Annotated in this window: 22 protein-coding genes and 1 other RNA gene; 9 read left to right on the top strand and 14 right to left on the bottom strand. The window is 52.6% G+C overall.

Annotated features, from left to right (window positions below; genetic code table 11):
- Positions 1 to 478 precede the first annotated feature (478 nt).
- The 3 genes from dph2 to ABI361_12065 all read right to left on the bottom strand — a co-directional run bounded on the left by dph2 (position 479) and on the right by ABI361_12065 (position 2,985).
- Entirely contained in the window at positions 479 to 1,480 is a 1,002-nt protein-coding gene (gene dph2, locus ABI361_12075) for a diphthamide biosynthesis enzyme Dph2 (protein MEO9321398.1), read from the bottom strand.
- Between the two features lie 205 nt (positions 1,481 to 1,685).
- An RNA gene (gene ffs / locus ABI361_12070) (signal recognition particle sRNA) lies at positions 1,686 to 1,996 on the bottom strand.
- A 23-nt stretch (positions 1,997 to 2,019) separates the two neighbouring features.
- Positions 2,020 to 2,985 carry a TIGR00269 family protein gene (locus ABI361_12065; GenBank protein ID MEO9321397.1) on the bottom strand — a complete coding sequence of 322 codons (966 nt, stop codon included), beginning with the start codon at positions 2,983 to 2,985 and terminating at the stop codon, positions 2,020 to 2,022.
- A gap of 274 nt (positions 2,986 to 3,259) precedes the next feature.
- Between ABI361_12065 and ABI361_12060 the strand changes: the two genes are divergently transcribed.
- On the top strand, positions 3,260 to 3,760 hold the full coding sequence (locus tag ABI361_12060) for an Lrp/AsnC family transcriptional regulator (GenBank protein ID MEO9321396.1): 501 nt from the start codon (positions 3,260 to 3,262) through the stop codon (positions 3,758 to 3,760).
- 14 nt (positions 3,761 to 3,774) lie between these two features.
- Here the strand turns inward: ABI361_12060 and ABI361_12055 are convergent, their stop codons facing one another.
- Positions 3,775 to 3,990, bottom strand: coding sequence for a hypothetical protein (locus ABI361_12055; protein ID MEO9321395.1), 216 nt, complete (start codon positions 3,988 to 3,990; stop codon positions 3,775 to 3,777).
- A 70-nt stretch (positions 3,991 to 4,060) separates the two neighbouring features.
- On the opposite strand from ABI361_12055, the gene ABI361_12050 reads away from it, so the two are divergent.
- The gene (locus ABI361_12050; protein MEO9321394.1) at positions 4,061 to 4,267 is read left to right on the top strand and encodes a DUF167 domain-containing protein; all 207 of its coding nucleotides are present in this window, start codon (positions 4,061 to 4,063) and stop codon (positions 4,265 to 4,267) included.
- 118 nt (positions 4,268 to 4,385) lie between these two features.
- Here ABI361_12050 and ABI361_12045 read toward each other — a convergent pair whose 3' ends face one another.
- Positions 4,386 to 4,838 carry a DUF126 domain-containing protein gene (locus ABI361_12045; GenBank protein MEO9321393.1) on the bottom strand — a complete coding sequence of 151 codons (453 nt, stop codon included), beginning with the start codon at positions 4,836 to 4,838 and terminating at the stop codon, positions 4,386 to 4,388.
- Positions 4,835 to 5,989, bottom strand: coding sequence for an aconitase X catalytic domain-containing protein (locus tag ABI361_12040; GenBank protein MEO9321392.1), 1,155 nt, complete (start codon positions 5,987 to 5,989; stop codon positions 4,835 to 4,837). Before ABI361_12040 ends, ABI361_12045 begins: the two co-directional genes overlap by 4 nt.
- A gap of 209 nt (positions 5,990 to 6,198) precedes the next feature.
- Between ABI361_12040 and nth the strand changes: the two genes are divergently transcribed.
- Positions 6,199 to 6,852, top strand: coding sequence for an endonuclease III (gene nth / locus ABI361_12035; protein MEO9321391.1), 654 nt, complete (start codon positions 6,199 to 6,201; stop codon positions 6,850 to 6,852).
- Here nth and ABI361_12030 read toward each other — a convergent pair.
- The gene (locus ABI361_12030) at positions 6,815 to 7,537 is read right to left on the bottom strand and encodes a hypothetical protein (GenBank protein ID MEO9321390.1); all 723 of its coding nucleotides are present in this window, start codon (positions 7,535 to 7,537) and stop codon (positions 6,815 to 6,817) included. The genes nth and ABI361_12030 overlap by 38 nt on opposite strands.
- Positions 7,538 to 7,696: 159 nt before the next feature.
- Between ABI361_12030 and ABI361_12025 the strand changes: the two genes are divergently transcribed.
- On the top strand, positions 7,697 to 9,010 hold the full coding sequence (locus ABI361_12025) for a hypothetical protein (protein MEO9321389.1): 1,314 nt from the start codon (positions 7,697 to 7,699) through the stop codon (positions 9,008 to 9,010).
- A gap of 223 nt (positions 9,011 to 9,233) precedes the next feature.
- Positions 9,234 to 9,536: a winged helix-turn-helix domain-containing protein gene (locus ABI361_12020; GenBank protein ID MEO9321388.1), complete on the top strand. Its 303-nt coding sequence runs from the start codon at positions 9,234 to 9,236 to the stop codon at positions 9,534 to 9,536.
- Between the two features lie 61 nt (positions 9,537 to 9,597).
- On the opposite strand, the gene sat is transcribed toward ABI361_12020, so the two are convergent.
- The 3 genes from sat to ABI361_12005 form a co-directional block, all read right to left on the bottom strand.
- On the bottom strand, positions 9,598 to 10,731 hold the full coding sequence (gene sat, locus ABI361_12015) for a sulfate adenylyltransferase (GenBank protein ID MEO9321387.1): 1,134 nt from the start codon (positions 10,729 to 10,731) through the stop codon (positions 9,598 to 9,600).
- A gap of 4 nt (positions 10,732 to 10,735) precedes the next feature.
- Positions 10,736 to 11,509 carry a phosphoadenylyl-sulfate reductase gene (locus ABI361_12010; GenBank protein ID MEO9321386.1) on the bottom strand — a complete coding sequence of 258 codons (774 nt, stop codon included), beginning with the start codon at positions 11,507 to 11,509 and terminating at the stop codon, positions 10,736 to 10,738.
- Positions 11,510 to 11,583: 74 nt separating this feature from the next.
- On the bottom strand, positions 11,584 to 11,931 hold the full coding sequence (locus tag ABI361_12005) for a hypothetical protein (GenBank protein ID MEO9321385.1): 348 nt from the start codon (positions 11,929 to 11,931) through the stop codon (positions 11,584 to 11,586).
- Positions 11,932 to 12,220: 289 nt separating this feature from the next.
- Between ABI361_12005 and ABI361_12000 the strand changes: the two genes are divergently transcribed.
- Positions 12,221 to 13,675 (top strand): hypothetical protein, encoded by a 1,455-nt coding sequence (locus ABI361_12000; protein ID MEO9321384.1) that lies wholly within the window; start codon positions 12,221 to 12,223, stop codon positions 13,673 to 13,675.
- Positions 13,676 to 13,697: 22 nt separating this feature from the next.
- Positions 13,698 to 14,132, top strand: a complete 435-nt coding sequence (locus tag ABI361_11995; GenBank protein MEO9321383.1) for an HIT family protein — start codon at positions 13,698 to 13,700, stop codon at positions 14,130 to 14,132.
- On the opposite strand, the gene ABI361_11990 is transcribed toward ABI361_11995, so the two are convergent.
- Together ABI361_11990 and ABI361_11985 are read right to left on the bottom strand one after the other, a co-directional pair.
- Positions 14,082 to 14,399, bottom strand: coding sequence for a hypothetical protein (locus tag ABI361_11990; protein ID MEO9321382.1), 318 nt, complete (start codon positions 14,397 to 14,399; stop codon positions 14,082 to 14,084). The two genes, ABI361_11995 and ABI361_11990, sit on opposite strands and share 51 nt — an antisense overlap.
- The gene (locus ABI361_11985) at positions 14,396 to 15,124 is read right to left on the bottom strand and encodes an HAD family hydrolase (protein ID MEO9321381.1); all 729 of its coding nucleotides are present in this window, start codon (positions 15,122 to 15,124) and stop codon (positions 14,396 to 14,398) included. The genes ABI361_11990 and ABI361_11985 overlap by 4 nt, the downstream gene beginning before the upstream one ends.
- Before the next feature lie 106 nt (positions 15,125 to 15,230).
- Here ABI361_11985 and ABI361_11980 point away from each other — a divergent pair, with 106 nt between their 5' ends.
- Both ABI361_11980 and ABI361_11975 read left to right on the top strand, forming a co-directional pair.
- Positions 15,231 to 16,685, top strand: a complete 1,455-nt coding sequence (locus tag ABI361_11980) for an NAD(P)/FAD-dependent oxidoreductase (protein ID MEO9321380.1) — start codon at positions 15,231 to 15,233, stop codon at positions 16,683 to 16,685.
- A gap of 47 nt (positions 16,686 to 16,732) precedes the next feature.
- On the top strand, positions 16,733 to 17,065 hold the full coding sequence (locus tag ABI361_11975; GenBank protein MEO9321379.1) for a hypothetical protein: 333 nt from the start codon (positions 16,733 to 16,735) through the stop codon (positions 17,063 to 17,065).
- On the opposite strand, the gene ABI361_11970 is transcribed toward ABI361_11975, so the two are convergent.
- Positions 17,062 to 17,802 (bottom strand): phosphatase PAP2 family protein, encoded by a 741-nt coding sequence (locus ABI361_11970; protein MEO9321378.1) that lies wholly within the window; start codon positions 17,800 to 17,802, stop codon positions 17,062 to 17,064. The two genes, ABI361_11975 and ABI361_11970, sit on opposite strands and share 4 nt — an antisense overlap.
- A gap of 115 nt (positions 17,803 to 17,917) precedes the next feature.
- Positions 17,918 to 18,262: a zinc ribbon domain-containing protein gene (locus ABI361_11965; GenBank protein ID MEO9321377.1), complete on the bottom strand. Its 345-nt coding sequence runs from the start codon at positions 18,260 to 18,262 to the stop codon at positions 17,918 to 17,920.
- Positions 18,263 to 18,264 lie beyond the last annotated feature (2 nt).

Raw genomic sequence — 18,264 nt, 5'->3', positions numbered from 1 at the left:
GCACCATAGGCCATCCCACTTTATGAATATCTCGCATATCTGGCAGCGCTTTTGACCACTAGCATACCTGCCTGAGCCAACCGGCTTTTGGGCCTTGTGGCGTATACATATACCTTTACAAGTCATTTTCTTTTTTTCACCTTGTGATCGACTGGCATCCGAATAACGCAGGTCGACGACACCGATATTATGTGAAATATCTATTTAAGATTGTTGCAAATATTTTAACGACGAAATTGATTTCAATTATGAATTAGTTCGTTCGCACAAAATGGATCGTATAAATCATGCAAGAAATCAATAAGAAAGGCTCAGTAAATTCGCCAGCGAATTGGATTAAAGGGCGCACTTGTATCTATTAAATGGCGAATCGCAATCATAGTTCTGCAACATTCACATGATTTTCGAATATCTTGTAAAAATTGTAAATGCTATTTAATTGTTTACCTATATTGTTATATATGAAACCATGTTACGGCTATAGCCAATGTTTAAGCTTTAGAAACCCGTCGATTGGTTGTTTTCGCCAGAGTCTCAGTAGAGCTTCCGCTTGGGGAACCGAAAGCATGACCTTGGAAAAGTGGTTGTCAGTTGCAATCCTAGGACATGCGACTTGGACGAAAGCATCAATGCCCCTAAAGTTCTGCAGGCGCTCGTCTGTGATTTCCGTTAGGGCGATAAGCTGAACCTTCTTTCCCTCCTTTTCAAACTCTTTCTTGAGTTCCATTGCAGTAAGCTGAGAAAATTGACCTTCTTTGAGCCCAATTATGAGGCCAAAGTTCTCCACATCCATAGCCTTGTAGACTGAAAGTATGGCTCGTTTTTGTAGTTTGGCAGCAAACTCGTTTACTTGCGTGTATTCCTCAAAGTATGGATCGAGCATGAACGTGGGCTTTTCAGTAGACATGGCTACACTTGCGGCGTGGAACATGCTCTGTCCAAGGAATACAAAGGCGTCCACTTCTTTGACGCGAGAATGGGCGGGATAGAATTCGCAGCCAAAAACCTGCCCGTCAAGGAGCTGGCCCTTGCCTGTGCCTAGTATGACTGTAAAGCCTCTTGATTCAAAAATTCGCTTCACTTCCTGAAGCTGCAAAAGATGCTGGCTGTCAGTAAGGAGTGACACGGTTCTGTAACTTCCAGAAAGACCCTCTGCGCATTTGTCGGCTATGCTCGCAAAAGAAACATCGTCATAGGCGTTTATCATGACCACCTTGCTTCCAAAGTTCTCCATCCTAATGGTGTGGCCTATGTTGAACAGGATTTCAGCGCCGAGCATGTCCGCGGCATGAGTATTCAAATCGCATGACCCCCAGCATGTATCGCCGATAATGTAAGCTGGAATTCCTGTCCTCTGCGTGATGTGCTCCGCGGCAAGCTGTAGTTTGGGGATGAGTGCCTCGGGGCCGTTTAGCGCTACCGAACGCGGATGTCGTTCTGCAATTACTTGGAAAATGCGATCTTCGTCAATGCTAATCATCTTGAAACTCTCTCCGGCGCATCAGCTCATGAACCAAGCATGCCCTTTGGGCCAAAATCCCGATTTCTTCCGAAACGATCCAGACGCTGCATTTGCTGTCGGGATATGCTTGGGATCATTGAGGGAAATCGAGTTCGAATACAATTTAAATCATGCCCCGTGCCTGCGGGTGCCGCGCCGTTATGAGAGGGACAATGAGGAATGGAGGCAGCCCGGCGGTACCACCGTCGGAAAAAGACCCCATCTCAAGCCGAGCAAGATCCAACACGTAGACGTGCTAGCATGGCTACGCCACCTTAGGGTTGCTCCCTCCCGGACCTCACCCATTTCGACAGTGCACAGTCAACGCTGCGCCTTCGCGCAGATTGCCGTTCATAACCATCCGACACGGCATGATTTCATTTCAGCCCGGCAAGCGGGTATCTTCCACCGGCGGATTTACCCACCGGTTACTGGTCCTGGCATGAAGCCGATTTCCAGTGTGGGGCACGGCTAGCACCCCGACCCTCCCTGCCTCCGTCCAGTAAAACCCAAAATGGCTATATTTGCTTGTTGCTGGAATTTAGGATTCGAATTGTTTTGCATGCAGAGCAAATCGGCCCGCTAGAATCCCTGCCGCAGCTTGAGCATTTGTTAGAGTTGTACTCAGTCGGATTGGCGCGAACTATCGTGGCAATCTTGACCGCAGAATTAAAGGCGCTGTACTTGATTCCAGAGTGACGGCTCTCAAGCCTGTTCATGAATTCCCTGATTTCGGAGCGGATGCTCTCGTCCATGTAAGGGCATTCCTCAGACTGGAATGGAATGTCGCGCTGCAGCGCGTAAAACGCGATTTCGTATTCGGGAATCTCTACGAAGGGCTTGATTTTCCTAATCCCGTTCCCGTATTCGACCGGCTCTGGGTGCGTCCATCCGATTCTCTCAACGTCACCTGCAAAGAGGTTGATCATAAATGTCTGCAAGTGATCGTCCAGGTTGTGGCCGGTAGCTACCACCTGCGCGCCAACCTGCTCGGCTGCCAGGTCGATCGCCCTTCTGCGAAACGTTCCGCAGATGGAACAGGAGCTCATTTTGGCACTTGGTCTCGTCTTCATTGCCTCGTCCATGCTAATTCCGAAAAGTGACTTGTAGCTGAGGACGTGGTTCTCTACCTTCAGACCTTTGCAGAATTCCTTCACGATTGAAAGTGATTCGTCCCTGTAGCCGGAAATCCCCTCATCAATGGTAATAGCCACAAGCTCGTTTCCGTTATTGCGATTTTGGAACTGGCGGTGCAGGACTGACAAAAGAGATAGACTGTCCTTTCCTCCCGAGACTCCAACGGCAACTCGATCTCCGTATCTTATCATCGAATACTTGGAAATGGTTTTTGCTGCCTTGTCTTCGATGGATTTTTGGAAGCACTTCTTGCAAAGAAACTCGCCCGAGTACTCGCGCCTTATGACCGGGCTGTCGTCGTGGCACTTTGTGCATGCCCGATTATTTGCCTTTGAGTCACTTATCAAGCGAGTGCCCTTTTTTTTTGGGGCGACTCGATATTAAATCATTTACCAGCCGCAGATTGACAAGTCGCATTCACCCGGGTTCCGACAGCCTGACCTGCCGGGCATCTGATTTTATTCCCGCATTTTCAAACGAATGCGCAACTGCTGAACGGGATAATGAAGAACCAGAAAAGGCTAGGGAGAATTGTGCAATGCGGATTGTAATTGTCATATTCTTCACCAAGACGTCTTAATTGTTATTAGCCTTGACAAGTTATGGATTCTCGTAACCTACATGCCCGGCGATTCTGATTACCATGAGGAGATAAATCTCAAAATACTGAGAAGTCTCTCCCAGGATTCTTCAAAATCGTTTGTTGACATTGCAAAGGAGCTTCAAGTGTCCGATGCTACAATCCACATGCGGGTAAAGCGACTTGTCGCATCGGGTATAATCAGGAAATTTACAATTTCCGTGGACAGCGCGAAGCTGGGTTATGACCACCTTGCCTTTATGGGCGTTAACATACGGCAGGGTGCGGCCGATGAGCTGACTTCTGAATTGGCAAGCTTTAGGGAGGTCCTCGAGGTGCATGAACTTCATGGGCGCTTTGACCTATTGGTCAAGATTCGCGCACGTAGCTTGGAAGAAATGCGTAACATAGTTGTAAACAAAATAAGAAGCATGCCGCAGGTAATAGAGGTCGAACTTATGCCAGTGCTCAGGTCTGCAAAAGAAGAGCCCATGGTTGACCTGTCAGAAGTCGCTGGCCCGACGGATGCTGCTGCCTCTTAATGGCAGCAGGCGATTTACTTTTGGTTCTTGTCCTTCTTTGAGGACTGCCACCAGTCCAGATAATCGTCATGCCGCTTTCTGCGCTTGTCCTCACCGGCCGCCTCGGCCCTGTTCCTTATCTCGTCTATCTTTTCCCGGGAGGCAAAAAGCCCGCAGCTTCTGCAAATAAAGTTCTTGCTGGTAAGATCGAATTTTAGCTCTCCTCCGCATTCAGGGCAAAAACTGGGCACTCTTCCACTTGCTCCTTTCGCGAATAAAAGGTTTTCAAGCAGGGTGATGTGACGGACAGGCATGCGCTATATGGTTAATGTAAAGCCAAGTGCAGGCGCAGGCGAGGTCCGTGTGGACGGGGATGAGATCCACGTCTCTCTAAAGTCACCTCCTGAAAAGGGCAGAGCCAACGCAGAGCTTGTCAAGAGACTAGCAAAGGAGTTTGGCGTGTCGCCAGACCGAGTCAGGATTGTCTCTGGATTGAGTTCCCGGAAAAAGATCGTGGAAATTACGTAGGCAGCGGAAAACGACTAGCACTGCAAGTGCAATGCAAAAGGTAAGGTCGGTGCATGGACTTTGGTCGTCATCCCGCAGAAGCGGTCGGTTCGCCCATCAACTGCCATGCACCGAGCAATCACAAATCACCACTTTTGGATTTAATCTTTTCAGTAATGGTTCCTTGGTCTGCATCAACATAAAGCTCGGCCCCATTGCAGATTGAGGCCAGATCATATCCTTTCGGAAGGTCGACTAGCGGGATCTTGGCAATAGCACACCCTGATGCCGTTGTAATGTCCGCCTTTGTGCAAACGATGGCAGAGGGAGACTTGCGCATCACTCCAATTGAATAAAACACATAGGCCCCTACGCTACTGCCGGTCGCAAAAGGAAATACCAGTGTCGTGCCAGCAATAGATTTGCCATAAAGCTCGCTCGCCTGGTCCTTGACAACTCCTGTCCTCGGATCAATCATGGCCAAGAAATTCAAAGGCTGCGCGCTTACCAGAGCAGGCCCCTGTCCTCTCCCTCCGACAATGCGCTTGCATCCGGCAACCTTGGTTATCCCAACACGCGGGCCTTCACTCAAGACGTGTGTTCCTCGCAGATTGTCTTGATATCTTTGAGCTCCACTCCAAGCTTGCTTGAGTGGTTAAAGTAGTACGCGCTTTTGACGCTGTTGGTAGTCACGGAATCGTACCGGTCCCTTGCTACGTAGGGGGTCAGGCAGGTGCACGAGTCGCACTTGACCTCCGCTCCCGAGCGCTCGATCTCGCCTGCCAGCCCGATTTTGGCCGCTTCTTTGTAAATAGCCCTTGAACAAAATATCAGGCACCTCTTGTCAAATTTTTTCCCCTGAACACTTGATGCTACGAGCCTCAGCTCGTCCAATCCAAGCTGGGGGCTGCCAAGCGCGATAATGTCCCCTTTCTCAGACGTGTCAAGCTCGTCGAGCAACTTGGTTTTTTCCTCAATGCCAAACCCGACTTTTTCTTTTGCCTCACCAATGACGTACATGCCGCATGAACCCGAGGTGCCCATCCCTGCAGAGAGTGCCTTTGCATCCACACGGTCAAGCGTATTTTTTTCGCAGGAAATGCTGACACTGCTGCTGTCCTTGGCGACCTTGCCAGCAAAGTAACCAAGAAGGCCGTAGTCGAGTTCGCTTGAAAACCGGTACCCTGGAATTATTCCAATCCTTGGCTTGCGAAGCTCTTCAATCCGCAATTCTGAGAGGGGAGCCTTGCCAGTTACAGAGCTTGCAAGCGCGCTCAGAGCGCTTTCTTTGTTGGTCTTTAGCCCAAGCACAGAGTTCGAGTAAACGGCGGCGTTGCTTTCGGCAAAGCTCACCTGCGTTCCCTTTGGGGGAACGCCAAAGACCTCGTACGGGGTGCAGGTAAAAGACGGGATAACGCCCAGCTTCTGGTATGACGCGACAATCTTTTGTTGCTCATGCCTGAATTTCTCTGGGATAGAGTCAGGGCTATCTGCGTCGTATCCCATGGGATTAACGGTCGTCCGTATGGCAACGCGTGCCAAGTTGCTAAATTCTTCAAGAAACTGAACCCCCGCGTCTCCGATGGTGTTGTAGTTTACCCCTGAGACGTGGGCCCATTCAACGGGAACAAGCCTGTCTGCGTCTGTGGCCTCGCCTATGGCGGCCAGAATGCGATATGCCGCTGCGATGGCTTCTCCATTCTTGCCGGCAAGAGCACGCTCTTCCTCTTTTGTAAGGTGCATTAGATTCGGTTCGCCTGCTCAATTGGCTTGCCGAGATAAGAGTTATTTGGAACCCCGAAGCGACCTTTGGCTGCGCCAGTATTTTTATTGCAGTCGCAAAACCACCATCCACTGGCATAGAGCCATTGTCAGAATTCAAGAATAAGAAACTGGACGGCCGGCCACGAGCTGTCCAAAGGAGGCGCGACATCAAAAAGATAATCGCCGGGATGAATCAAACGCTTGTCGCTAACAAGCCGCCCCGGCTTACCGCTCTTCGCATGCTAAAGGAAGCCGAACAGGGCGACCCTTTCAAGATACTGATTGGCACGATACTCTCTGCACGCAGCCGCGACGAGAACACTACCAAGGTCGTTGCCCGGCTATTTTCACACTATAAGAACGCAAGTGAACTTGCATTGGCAAACCTTGAGGACATCAAGCGGGACATCCATAGCATCGGCTTTTACAATGTCAAGGCAGCCAGGATAAAACAGGTAGCCGAATCGATTGTTACAAAACACGGAGGGAAGGTTCCCGCAGACATTGATCAGCTTTTGGAGCTGCCCGGTGTCGGAAGAAAGACTGCCAATTGCGTGCTTGTATATGCTTATGACAGGCCGGCAATCCCGGTGGACGTCCACGTACACCGGATTTCAAATAGGCTGGGTCTCGTGGAAACAAGGAAGCCGGAAGAGACAGAAGAGGAACTCGCTAAAATTGCAGATCCAAACCTCTGGACCACAATCAATGACACGTTTGTAATGTTTGGTCAGAACATATGCCTGCCCCGCCGGCCGCTGTGCCGCATCTGCTCGCTCAAAAAGCAGTGCAGGTATTACCGGCTTATTGGTAAGGCTCCGGCTTCCTCCTCTTCTTCATGAGCAGGACGCCCATGAGCCCGCCCATGCCGAGCATCACGCCAAGCGGAACGTAGTAGGTAGGCGAATCGGAGGGACTTCCCGCTAGCATCTCAAATGTCAGCTGGCCGCCGACAGCATTGTCCGGATCCGCCGGACTTTTCTTTCCATATGCGGCAATCGAACCGACCGAAAAGCCTTGTATGTCCAGGCGGTCCACCACGATCCTCTTCCCGTCGGTCACCGTGAGGCCCTGGTTGTCTGCATGCGATACGGAAATGGGGCCGTCTGTGGCCCAGCCCTGACCGTCCTGGGTGTTTACTACCGAATAGCCTGTATCCGTCGTGTTTACTCCGACGATAAAGTCATGGTTCGGGCCTGCGTACATTTCAATCTGAATGAATTTCTGGCTCGGCGCTGGTTCCTGCAGTCTGACTATTGCTACTGAGGTATTTGCACGGGAATAGGTCACGTTATTTGTAATTCCGAGGATCCAGTTCTGGCCCTTTGGCGCATCGTAAGTATAGACCATCGCATGGCTCAGGTCCCTATTGGCCGCGGCTGCTGGCAAAGAAAAAGTCTCGTCCTTTTTGGTCTTCAAAACGTTAAAAGCGTCAGGATTGGTCTGCGCTACAGCAATTGCCGGAAGCGTGAAAATGGCAGTCATAAAGACGCCAAAAGCGAAAAGCGGTGCAAAGCTTGTCCTCACGGCTGATTATTTTCAATTTTAGTTATATATATCCCGCGTGAGGCACGGCGCGGAATTCCATAGTGTGCTTGAGAAGGCCTTTGCCCGTAGCACGGATGAAACGACCGTTTCACGGTCACCTAAAATAATACCTGCGAAAAGCCATAGTTGAAAGTAACGTTGTATCACCTTTCCAAGAGCTGGCTCGGAGCGATATTGGGAGTATCTATGTCCCTGATGCTACTCGAGCCCACTTATTCGGCGCTTGCCGACTCTCTTGAGGTGACGTCTAACAAGAACGTTTATTCGACAAATGAGCGGGTCATCGTCGTAGGGGTCGTACCTGCTTCTAGCGATAGTAACGAACGTGTCAAGGTCTCGATTGTTGGCCCGGACGGTCAGATCTGCGGGCCGTCCCGCTATGCTCTGCCTGACTCTGAGAATAATTTCGTCACCCGGCCCATTCCCGTAAGGAATTGCGGTGCAGGGACATACATTATAACCGCGTCGTACGCAAATCTCACAGAGTCGACCACCTTTGAAGTAGTTTCGCCTGCTGTAGAGCAGGGCTCGATAACTTTGGACCTTCAAAAGATCATGGCAGGCCTTTCCCGTTCCGACTCTGAGGTCAGCAAGACGATAAGGCACCTCTTGGTCTCAAATGAGACTATTTCCGCGGACATTTTGGTAAAATATCAGCAGGCCAAGCAGCAGGCTTCCTCGGCGATTCAGTCAATCACCTTGAAGCACTGGGACGAGGCCAAGTCCAAAGCTCGGGAAGCGCTTAACTCGTTTGACCAGATTGCGAGCGAACTCTCTGAAAACGGCTCGGCTCACCCCGCGGCGCCACTCAGTAATTCCTCAACCATCGTCAAGCAAGAGCAACTGCAGTCGTCAAAGGAAAGCCCGGACGACGACCTTCCGGTCCTTGCTGACGGGATTGCAAGCGCAGACAGCCTCTCGCAGAAGCTCCAAACGCTTGCAGCCGCAAACGACGTGAATGATTCCGAGCTCTTCAGATCTGCTTCGGCTGCCATACTCGACGCCAGAGGAATGCTCGCCTCGAACGACACACAGGGAGCCCAGGAAAAGCTCCAGCAGGCAAGCACGATTCTCGGTCATGTGCAAGTTGACCTCAGAGACCATGCTCAACAGCGAAACCTCAATTCGACTCTGGCTCCCGGAACATTAGACCTCTCAACCACTGCCAAGCAGAGACTTGTCGAGGCCGCCGACAGAATCCAAAAATCCGACATGGCGCTGCTTTCTCAGAACATCACCGACCCTACAATAAGCTCCAAGGTCCAGGCTTCGCTGGACGCGCTCCAGCTGGCGCATGAAAGTATTCAAAAGGGCGACCTTGGGCAGGCCCGCGGACACATTGGCGATGCGCTGAGTTTCATGGTCAAAGCAAAGTCTGCTTTGTTCGCTCAGCAGTCCCATAGCGACGTCCAGTCTTCGCACGATCACCGGGGCAAGAAGAAAAACCACTAGGCCGCCTGCGCCTCTATAGCGGGCTTTGATTTTCGACTATCGACTCTTTTCTCAGAAAGCTCTCGTTTTCGACAAACGTACGGCTCTTGCTGATTTAACCGGTGCTTGGGGAATCCGCGAGACCCGGGCGCCACCAATCAGCGCAAAAGCGTGCTGGAACGGTCGTTTCATCAGTGTTCTGCTAACATTCTCCTAATATAATATCGGCCGTTTTCTAGAGTTCGTGCCAGAGAAAAAAAGCAACCGTGGAAAAATCGAGATAATGGCCGATATTTTGTCTCTCTCGACGGCGGGTATCAAAAAGACTCACATCATGTACCGGGCGAACCTGAGCTACGAGCAGATTCTCTACTATCTAAATGAGCTCATGGCCAAGAGCCTGATCTCTTTACATGTCCGCGACGGATCTGCCCTTTACACCACGACCGAGAAGGGGAGGGAATTCCTGAAATGCTACGCGTATATGGCGCAGCTTATCGGCGACGGCCAGGCCCCTAGCCAAGGCGTAGAGCTTCTCGTGAGCTAGACGGCCATCGGCTATCGATTGTTCGGGATGGCCCGATTCAAGCCATCGTGTATCCTAAAGCTCAGACAAAAGGTTCGGCAAAAGAGACGATCGTCTCTGCCACCTCCGGTCTCATAAGATGCTTTGGAGGTACCTCTCCTGAGCTGACCATCTTTCGCATTTTTGTCCCGCTTAGCTCCTCTCTATGTTCCTGACCATGAGGGCAGTTGCGCTCGTTTGCAAAGGCCAGGCACCTGTTGCAGTAGTAAAAAGCCGGAAAGAAAAGCGGCTGAATCCCGATGTCCGGATAGTCCTTAAAGATCTCGTGAGCAGCAAACGGATGGTAATACGAGCCTACGCCCGCATGGTCCCTGCCCACAATAAAATGCGAGCATCCAAAATTCTTGCGCATGATAGCATGGTGTATTGCCTCCTTCGGTCCCGCGTATCTCATTTCTGTATGCAGCGTGGCAAACATGACCCGCTGGCTAGGATAATAGTTGTCGATAAGCGCCCTGTAGGCAGCAAGTATCACCTCGTCCTTGAAGTCGCCGGCTTTCTTTTTGCCGATTAGCGGGTTTAGGAAGAGGCCGTCATAAAGATTGAGGGCAGCCTTTTGCAGCATCTCATGCGCGACATGGGGGACATTTCGGGTTTGAAAGCCCACCATGCTCTTCCATCCACGGGTCTCGATTTGTTTTCTTGATTCCTCCGGAGTGATTCGGTACTTGCGGATGCTGCCTGACTTGGAGTCGAAAACCTGAATATCGCCACCGACCAGGTATTCCTTCATTCCGTTGACCTTTGCAACGCCGGGGTGAGCCATGTCCAGTGTGCCGTAAATGGACTGGCAGAACGCTGCCTTGTCGTAGGGATAAACCTCCTCTACAGTGAGCTTTGCAAATACCTGCCCGCCTTCCGCTAGGGCGACAGTCCCGCTGTCGCGCATCTTGTTTGCCTGCTCGCTGTCCGCGTCAAGAACAATGGGCACGGTCCAGGGGAGTCCGTTTCCCAGCCTGCCGGAGCGAATGACGCTGTCGAAATCATCCCTGCGCAGAAACCCTTCAAGGGGGCTGAAAATCCCGTCTGCGATATTTTCCGTGTCGCTTCGCAGGTCTGCGCTAACCTCAAAAACGTAAAGTCCGGAAACGTCAGGAACCCTCGAGTTCCTGCTTACCAGCCTTCCCCCGTGCGGAGAGGGAATCGCGTTTTCCAATCTCTCAAGACTCGCTACTTGAAGGCTTTTTTAATGCTTTCTTGGAAGTGGGGTCAAAGTGAAGGCCGCACTCTTTGTGCGCAGCATTTTCCCACCACCACCTGCCAGCGCGCTCGTCCTCGCCGGGCACCACTGGCCTGGTGCACGGCTCGCAGCCAATACTCGGATAGCCCTTTTCGTGCAGTTTGTTGTAAGGTATGTCGTTCTTTTTGATGTAGTCCCACACCATCGATGATGTCCAGTCGGCGAGCGGGTTTACCTTGATAATGCCGTTGTGCACCGGGTCCGACTCGACCTTTCTCGCCGCGGCCCTTGTGCTTACCTGGTCGCGCCTAATGCCGGTTATCCAAGCATCAAGACCTGCCAGTGCCCTGTTTAGCGGTATGACCTTTCTGACATTGCAGCAGAACTTGCGGTTCTCTACACTTTCGTACATCAGGTTCATGCCCTTCATCCGCACCATCTCCTCGACTTGTTTTTGATCTGGAAAGAAAACCTCGACTTGTATGCCGTACCTTGCGCGGACGTCGTCTATCAGATCATATGTTTCCTGGTTCAGCCGGCCAGTTTCCAGCGTAAAAACCCTGGTCTTTTGCTTGTCGGCCTTGCACATCATGTCGATAATAGCTACGTCTTCGGCTCCAAAGCTGGAGGCAAATGAGATCTTTGGTGAAAACGTTTCAAGGGACCATGCTATGACGTCCTCTGCAGTCGCAGACTCGAAGCGAGCCGCGAGCTCCTCTATTCGGGCAGGAGAGAATGCTGCTGAAGACTCCATCTGCAAGCCACTAGTTCGATTATCCGATATTATAGGGTTTGTGGGTCTGCAATCGGCAGAAATTGTAAATTAATTCAGATTTTCTGCGCCTTTCTAACTTTGGTTGCCTTCTTGGCCGGCGCCTTTTTTTCTGCATCTTTCTTGGAGGTTGGTGGTTTTGCGGCCGGCTTTGCTACGGGCTCTTCACTTACAATAATTACCGTCTCTTTTACGCTCGCTCTGCCGGCATTCTTCAGCGCCTCAATGCAGTATGAGCGAATCTCGTCGTGGACGGCTGTTTCCTTTATCTCGCTAAGGGCCTCGATTGCCTGTTCTCCAAAGTTGTTGCGCAGCTGCTCAATGGCCCTGATGCGCTCGGAAAGATCCAGTGACCACTTGGCGGCCTGCTTTAGTTCCCACAGGTCATAGTCCCGACCCGTCATTTCAAATTCGGGTATGGTGCATCTGATATTTATCCTAGCGTACATGGTACTCTCAAGCAGCGCCCCAGTTGGAAGGCAACCAAATAATACAACAATCTGGGACGGCCGTGTATTTTTTGCAAAAAACAAAATAACCTTATATATCTAATCGCCATTAGAAAGCAGCGGGATAAATCAAGGCTTTGGGAAATACCAGAGACATGAATGAATATTATGCGCTAAACCGTTCTATTCTGTCACATATCTTCCTGTAGCCGGACTCGGACCACTAAGTTGGAGGCTGTATCATTTGTCAAATAATTTCTGGGACAGGGTAGAAGAATTCAAAAAGCTAGGAGCCGATCCGCTGGCATGGCTTGCCAGCGGTACTTGCGAGGTCGACCCATCGATAAAGTCGGCGGCAGCCACTCAAGTACACAAGGCCGGGCTGAAACTTGTACCCTCCTGGTTTGACTCGTACTACTACGTTGACGGCAAGCAGCCAGAGCTTACCCGGCGGGTATTTGACCCCGCCGAGGAAAAACACGACACCGCGGTTGACATCAAGCGCGCACTTGCCATGTTCCGGCTACAGAAGGGCAGCTGCGAGGAGGCTGCGCAGCTGGCTTCCGCACTTGGCACCTTCTTCAAGCCCTTTAGTACAAAGCTGGCAGTTTCAAGCATGGCAATTGCGGCCACGCAAAATCCTGATGCGCAGTTTGCGCTGCTAGACTACATCGAACTTCACCGCGGCGACAAGGCAGGCTTTATGCCCGCGGTCAGCTCGGTCGCGCAGGTTACCGACGTATTCTCGCCGCCCGACGCCGAGCTCCAGGCTGCTATACCTATGACCTCCTGTATAGACATGCTCAGCCTGCTTGGCTGCGGAATAAACTCGAGCTTTAGGCTCTTTCCAGTCTATGACGCGCCCGGCGAATCGATGCTTGATAACATCCGCGCAAACCTCGACTCGTACACGTCGCGGCATAATCTCGCCTGGGAGGACTATAGCTCGCTCAAGAAGAGCAAGTTGTTTTACGGCTGCAGCGCAATGGCAGTCACTACCAAGGAGCTTCCCACTCGATACGACCTCGTCGAAGAGGGAATGCAGATAATGATAACAAAAAGCCTGGGAGGACTTGCGGCGCTCACACTCCGAATGCTTGGCGCAATGAGCCCGGACAACCGGGAGAAATACGAAAAATCGGGAATAACCGCAGAGACTCTTGAGCTTGCCGCCGGCAGGGCGATAAAGAACCTCACCGAGCCCCACTTTATTTTGGGAAAGATAGTTTCAAAGTACTGCCCGGACTTTGGCGGTACACTTGACAAGAGTGCCAACATTGCAGCTGTTTATCCTGTCGGCTCGCAGGGCATCAGCGCGCTACCTGGTCTCGCCCAGTCGCTGAACTGCCAGCTTGTGATAAACGAGATTCCGCTGCTAGATCCCGAAATTTCAGCATATGCAGCAAGAGACTCGCTTGTGGAGGACTGTACGGCCTCGCTGAACGGCTGCCACATCATAGTCGCAAGCAAGGAAGTGCTTGACCTTGTCCGGCCGGAGCTTTCAAGCCACGGCTTTGCGCCTGCAGTGATCGGGTTTGTCGGCAAAAAGGGAGCACCTTCAGTTGCAATCGACCAGGAAAGTGTGAAGCGGCTTGTACCCTCGGTGAGGAGGCAGGCGGCGATATTTGCAGTACCTAACAGCGGAAATGCCGAGCAGGTCCCGGGCCAGCCGGCGGCTTCCGGCGCGGCACAAACATAAGGCACGGTAACGGTCTAGAGCCGTGCAGGATCCGAACTGTATCTTTTGCAAAATCATTGGGGGCAAAATCCCCGCACGGGTTGTTGCTCGGAATCAAAACGCCATAGCGATCCTCGACGCGTTTCCACTTGCGGCCGGCCATACCCTGGTGATGCCAAAGGAGCACGTTGTCAAGGTGCAGGATGCGGATCGCGACCAGTCATCTGATATCTTTGAGCTTGTCGGCAAGGTCGCGACCGCGATAGAATCCGGACTTGGGGTGCAAGGGTCTCTGGTAGCTGTCCACAACGGCCCGACCGCTGGCCAGGAGGTTCCACACCTGCACATACACATTATCCCCCGGCAGCAAGGCGACGGAGCGGGGCCCGTCCACTCGATGTTCAAGACCCGGCGAAAAATCGAGCCGTCAGAGATGGACTCGATTCTGGACAGGATTGCGTCTAGCGCGCACCAGTGAACGCGCTATTATCCTTGCAAGCAGGACCGGGGTCATTGATCCGACGTTGCCTTCAATCGCATGACCAAGCACAAGCAGAGAGATCCCCGCGACTATCATGCATGCGCCTTGGGGCAACCCTACCTTGACAATGCCTAGAATGATTGCTATGCCTGTGACATAGGCTGGCAGGCCGGCGCAGTGCAGCGCAATGTTTGCCGGGTGCCTGTGAGTATACCTGACGATTCTGACGGCTGACCTAAAGATTCCCAGCGAGCAATAGCTCATGTACTTTCATTACCGCCGCCCGAAATTATGCCTTTCATAACGGACGGAACATCGCTGAGACTCGCCGCGGTATGTGCAGGAACCTCGCATTCTTCGCGCGGAGCCTGGAGCGAAAACAGCGACTCGCATGTCCTTATCGTTTCCATGCCAAGCCTGTTAGCGGGGCAGATGTCAGTGTCAAGCCTGTCGCCGACCATGACACACGAGCCAGCTGCAACGCCAGCCTTTTCCATTGCGAGCAGGAAAATCCTGGGGTCCGGCTTTTTGAGGTTTACCTGCGACGAGATTGCAGAGACCTTGAAAAAGCGCGAAAGGCCGGACCTGCGCAAGAGTTCCGAGACGTCGTCGGCCTGGTTTGCAATTATGCCCATCTCGCATCGCATTTCTGAAAGCGCCTCAAGGACATCAGCTGCCTCCGGGAAAAAGCGAAACAGGGCCTCCCTGCCCCTTGAAATCTCCGACTGAACCCTTGACATGACTGCCGCAAAGTACCCTTCGGGAAGCGTCAGCTTGCAAATCTGCTCAACAAGTTCGGGCACGCTGCCGGTACCTATCCCCCGGTTCCGTATTATGCTGTCACGGACGGCCAGGTAGTTTCGCTCGTCAATCCTTGCGCCGTACCCGTTCAGGACTTCCAGGAGCCGCCTGTCAAAGTGCGCGATGAAATCCCCCTCGTCGATAAGCGTCTGGCCAAGGTCAAAGAAGACAAAGCGCCCTGAAGCCACCGGCCTTCTTCGCGCCGGCCACTAATGTTCTTTCGGCTGGCGAGCCGGCACGCAGAACCAGAAACACTTTAAATAGAGTTTGCAGGCTTCACGCGCTGTTCAGTTAATGCCGGCTACGAGGGATTACGACATCATCGTTGCGGGCGGAGGGTTGGCTGGAATGATTATCGCGACCTCTGCCGCTTATTATTCAAAGCAGTCTCTGAGGATTCTGGTGGTTGACCGGAATCCTGTCTCAAGCCTTGGAAAAAAGACCGTGATGGGCTGGGTATGCGGCGACGCCGTTGGCAAAAACACGGTCGACTACATGTCTAGCAGGATAGGCACCAAGTGGGGCCATCCTGAAATTGAGCACCCCGTCAAGGGCGTAATTGCGTATTCACCTGACCACGAAACCGGGGTTTCGTTTGACGGCGAGGGCTACATCCTGAACCGCAGGCTGCTTCCACAGAAGCAAATGAGCGACGCGCTAAAGTGCGGGGTGGAATTGCTAGACCAAGTCGCGCTGCGCTCCCTTGTGATAGAGAACAATTTCGTAATCGGGGTCGAGGGCGACAACCTCCGCACCAAAGAGCCATTCCGCAAGACCGCAAAACTAGTGGTGGACTGCACCGGCGTCACCTCGGTGCTTCGCACCAACCTGCCCATCAAGTCCTTTATCCAGCGCAGAATCGACCGGGACGACCTGGAGGCGACTGGCAGATACATCTATGATTTCGAACCTGCGCGGGACGACAAGACCTACTTTGACCCCGACTATTGCATTATCCATCTCGACCAGAACCTTGCGCCCGGGGGCTACGGCTGGGTTTTCCCAAAGGGCAAGAGCAAGGTCAACATCGGCCTCGGCGTGCAGCAAAAGGCCTTCGAGACTCGCAACAAGAGGATGGGCGTCAGGACGGATCTCAAGACGCTGATCGACCAGTACGTGGATGCAAATCCTGTGGTCGAAAACCCGCGCCTTGCAGAAGGAAGCGAGGACGAGGGCAATGCGTTTGGAACCTGGCAGGTCTCGGTGAGGAGGCAGAACGACTGCCTTGTGGCAAACGGCTACATGCTCGTCGGCGATTCCGCCTGGATGCCAAAGCCACTGGACGCCGGCGGCATAGGGCCGGCAATTATCGCTGCCACAATAGCAGGCAAGGACGCGGTGGAAGCGGTGCAGTCAAGCGACACCTCCGAGAAGGGGCTGTGGAAGTACAACAAGCACTTTATCAACGACTACGGCTACAAGACCGCAGGCCTTGAGGTATTTCGGCGCATGCTGCAGGGCCTCTCAAATGAGCAGATAGACTATGGCATGAAGCACTTTCTGTCCAAGATGGACATTGACAGGATAACAAACGGCGAGCACCCAGAGTTTGGCACCGTCGACAAAATAGGCATGCTGATTCGCGGCGCAATGAACAAAAAGCTTGCCGAGGACCTGAAGTACTGCGCCAACATGAACAAGGTCCTTGTCAGCCACTATTACAACTACCCGGACGGGCCTGAGGGCTTTGAGGACTGGAGCACGACTCTCCAACGCCACCTTGGCGAGGCGGCTGCCCGCTACAAGTAGCTCCAAGAAACAGTGATAGATGGGCTCGCTCAAGTGCTAGGCGTCTCTTGTCGGCTAGCAGCAAGTACGCGTCGGTACGGGTTTTAGAGACTGTGTCGCTTTCCGAGCTCTCGCAGGTAAGGGAACTTGCCGACAGGATGGCATCAAGCTATGAGGAGCATTTCCCGCAGCACGACTTTAGCTACAGGATACTTCTTCCGCGCGGCGAGCGGGTCGGGTCCAAGGCAAAGAGGCTCGGCCTGACGCTCCAGGGGGAGTTTGTGCTGGCGCTTCGAAAAAAGCACATAATACCGAACATTCGAGACGTGAGGTACGTACATGACGAGTCGCACTACGGCTGGATCCTGAGTTCGCCGGAAGTCCTCGCGCAGGTAGGCTAGGGCGGGCTTGGAGTCCGCTTGCCCTCTGACTTTTTGAACCGGTTCATGCTAAACGGCTGTTCGAGTTTCATCGTCCTTGCTAGCACGACTGAAATGATAAAGCCAAAAATCATTCCGCCGACGATATCGCTTGGATAGTGCTGCAACAGGTAAACCCGGGTAATGCCGATTATGACCGGAAAAGCCCAGATGGCATAGGCAACCTTGTGCGACCTCTGGTACGCCGCAAAGCCAAGAATAAACGCCAGTGCGGTTGCGCGTGCAGCGTGGCCGGACGGAAATGAAAAGCCGGCCGCAAATGGTGCCAAACTGTCCGACTCTATCGTGCCGCTCGGCAGTTTTATCGCGGGCTGGTAGTCATACGGCGGAACGGCCCTGCCCACCAGCGGTTTTATGTACATCACCGTTACGGCAATGACCACAATGGCTATCAAAAACACCATGCCTGCCTTGCGGGTCCGCCGGATTACCGTCAGCACGATTCCTACAACTACCAGAAACGACGCGTCGCCCGTCGTCGTAATTGCGACCATCGCGATGTCCAGATTCGGGTTGCCCTCAATAGACTTGAAATAGCGGGAGGCCGCGTCGTCCGGGACAGAGGTTACGCCCAGGCCGACGAGGGCGCCGAGAACGGCAAACGATGCGAGCAGGAGGAAGAACCTGCCGGTGCGCACCTTCCAGAACCAGGGAGGTGAATCTACAACCGGCTGCGCGAAATCGGAATGCTCGCTCAATTGCCTGACCGGTTCTTGCATGAATAAACTTTAATTGTTTTGCTCTACCCGACGAAAAGCTGCCTGATTGCTCGTCCTGTAATGTTGATTTTCAGCGGAGTAGATGTCCGTTTTGCTACACAACCGTGCCGCACTTGGGACACTTTTTCGACTCCTCTGAATTTGAAAAGAACGATTCGGTGCCGCAGCTCTTGCAACTTGCAGGCGCAAGGGTGTCCCATATCCGGAAATAGCGGGTGTTAAAGTTCTGCGCAATTGCGCGCAGCATGCCCGAGTTTTCAAGGTCCAGCAGTACGTCCTCAAAGTCCAGGACGTCAAGGTCCATCCTCCTGTACTTTTCCTGCCTGTTCAGTTGTTCGAGCAGGTCGTCGTTGCTAAAGCGCACGTCGGTGTCATTGTAGTTTGCAAAGATTAACTCCCTTATCGCCGACGCGCTTACCTTGGATGCAGGTACTGTCATTT

Source organism: Nitrososphaera sp. (assembly GCA_039938515.1).
Taxonomy (GTDB): domain Archaea; phylum Thermoproteota; class Nitrososphaeria; order Nitrososphaerales; family Nitrososphaeraceae; genus Nitrososphaera.
Note: the sequence above shows the minus strand (reverse complement) of the source record. Positions and strands in the feature narration are given on the sequence as shown.

Bases quoted from the DNA above. Each gene is read 5' to 3' on its own strand.
- dph2 (MEO9321398.1), bottom strand. From the start codon at position 1,480: ATGATTAGCATTGACGAAGATCGCATTTTCCAAGTAATTGCAGAACGA.
- ABI361_12060 (MEO9321396.1), top strand. From the start codon at position 3,260: ATGCCCGGCGATTCTGATTACCATGAGGAGATAAATCTCAAAATACTG.
- ABI361_12050 (MEO9321394.1), top strand. From the start codon at position 4,061: ATGGTTAATGTAAAGCCAAGTGCAGGCGCAGGCGAGGTCCGTGTGGAC.
- ABI361_12040 (MEO9321392.1), bottom strand. From the start codon at position 5,989: ATGCACCTTACAAAAGAGGAAGAGCGTGCTCTTGCCGGCAAGAATGGA.
- nth (MEO9321391.1), top strand. From the start codon at position 6,199: ATGAATCAAACGCTTGTCGCTAACAAGCCGCCCCGGCTTACCGCTCTT.
- ABI361_12010 (MEO9321386.1), bottom strand. From the start codon at position 11,509: ATGGAGTCTTCAGCAGCATTCTCTCCTGCCCGAATAGAGGAGCTCGCG.
- ABI361_12005 (MEO9321385.1), bottom strand. From the start codon at position 11,931: ATGACGGGTCGGGACTATGACCTGTGGGAACTAAAGCAGGCCGCCAAG.
- ABI361_11990 (MEO9321382.1), bottom strand. From the start codon at position 14,399: ATGAGCTATTGCTCGCTGGGAATCTTTAGGTCAGCCGTCAGAATCGTC.
- ABI361_11980 (MEO9321380.1), top strand. From the start codon at position 15,231: ATGCCGGCTACGAGGGATTACGACATCATCGTTGCGGGCGGAGGGTTG.
- ABI361_11965 (MEO9321377.1), bottom strand. From the start codon at position 18,262: ATGACAGTACCTGCATCCAAGGTAAGCGCGTCGGCGATAAGGGAGTTA.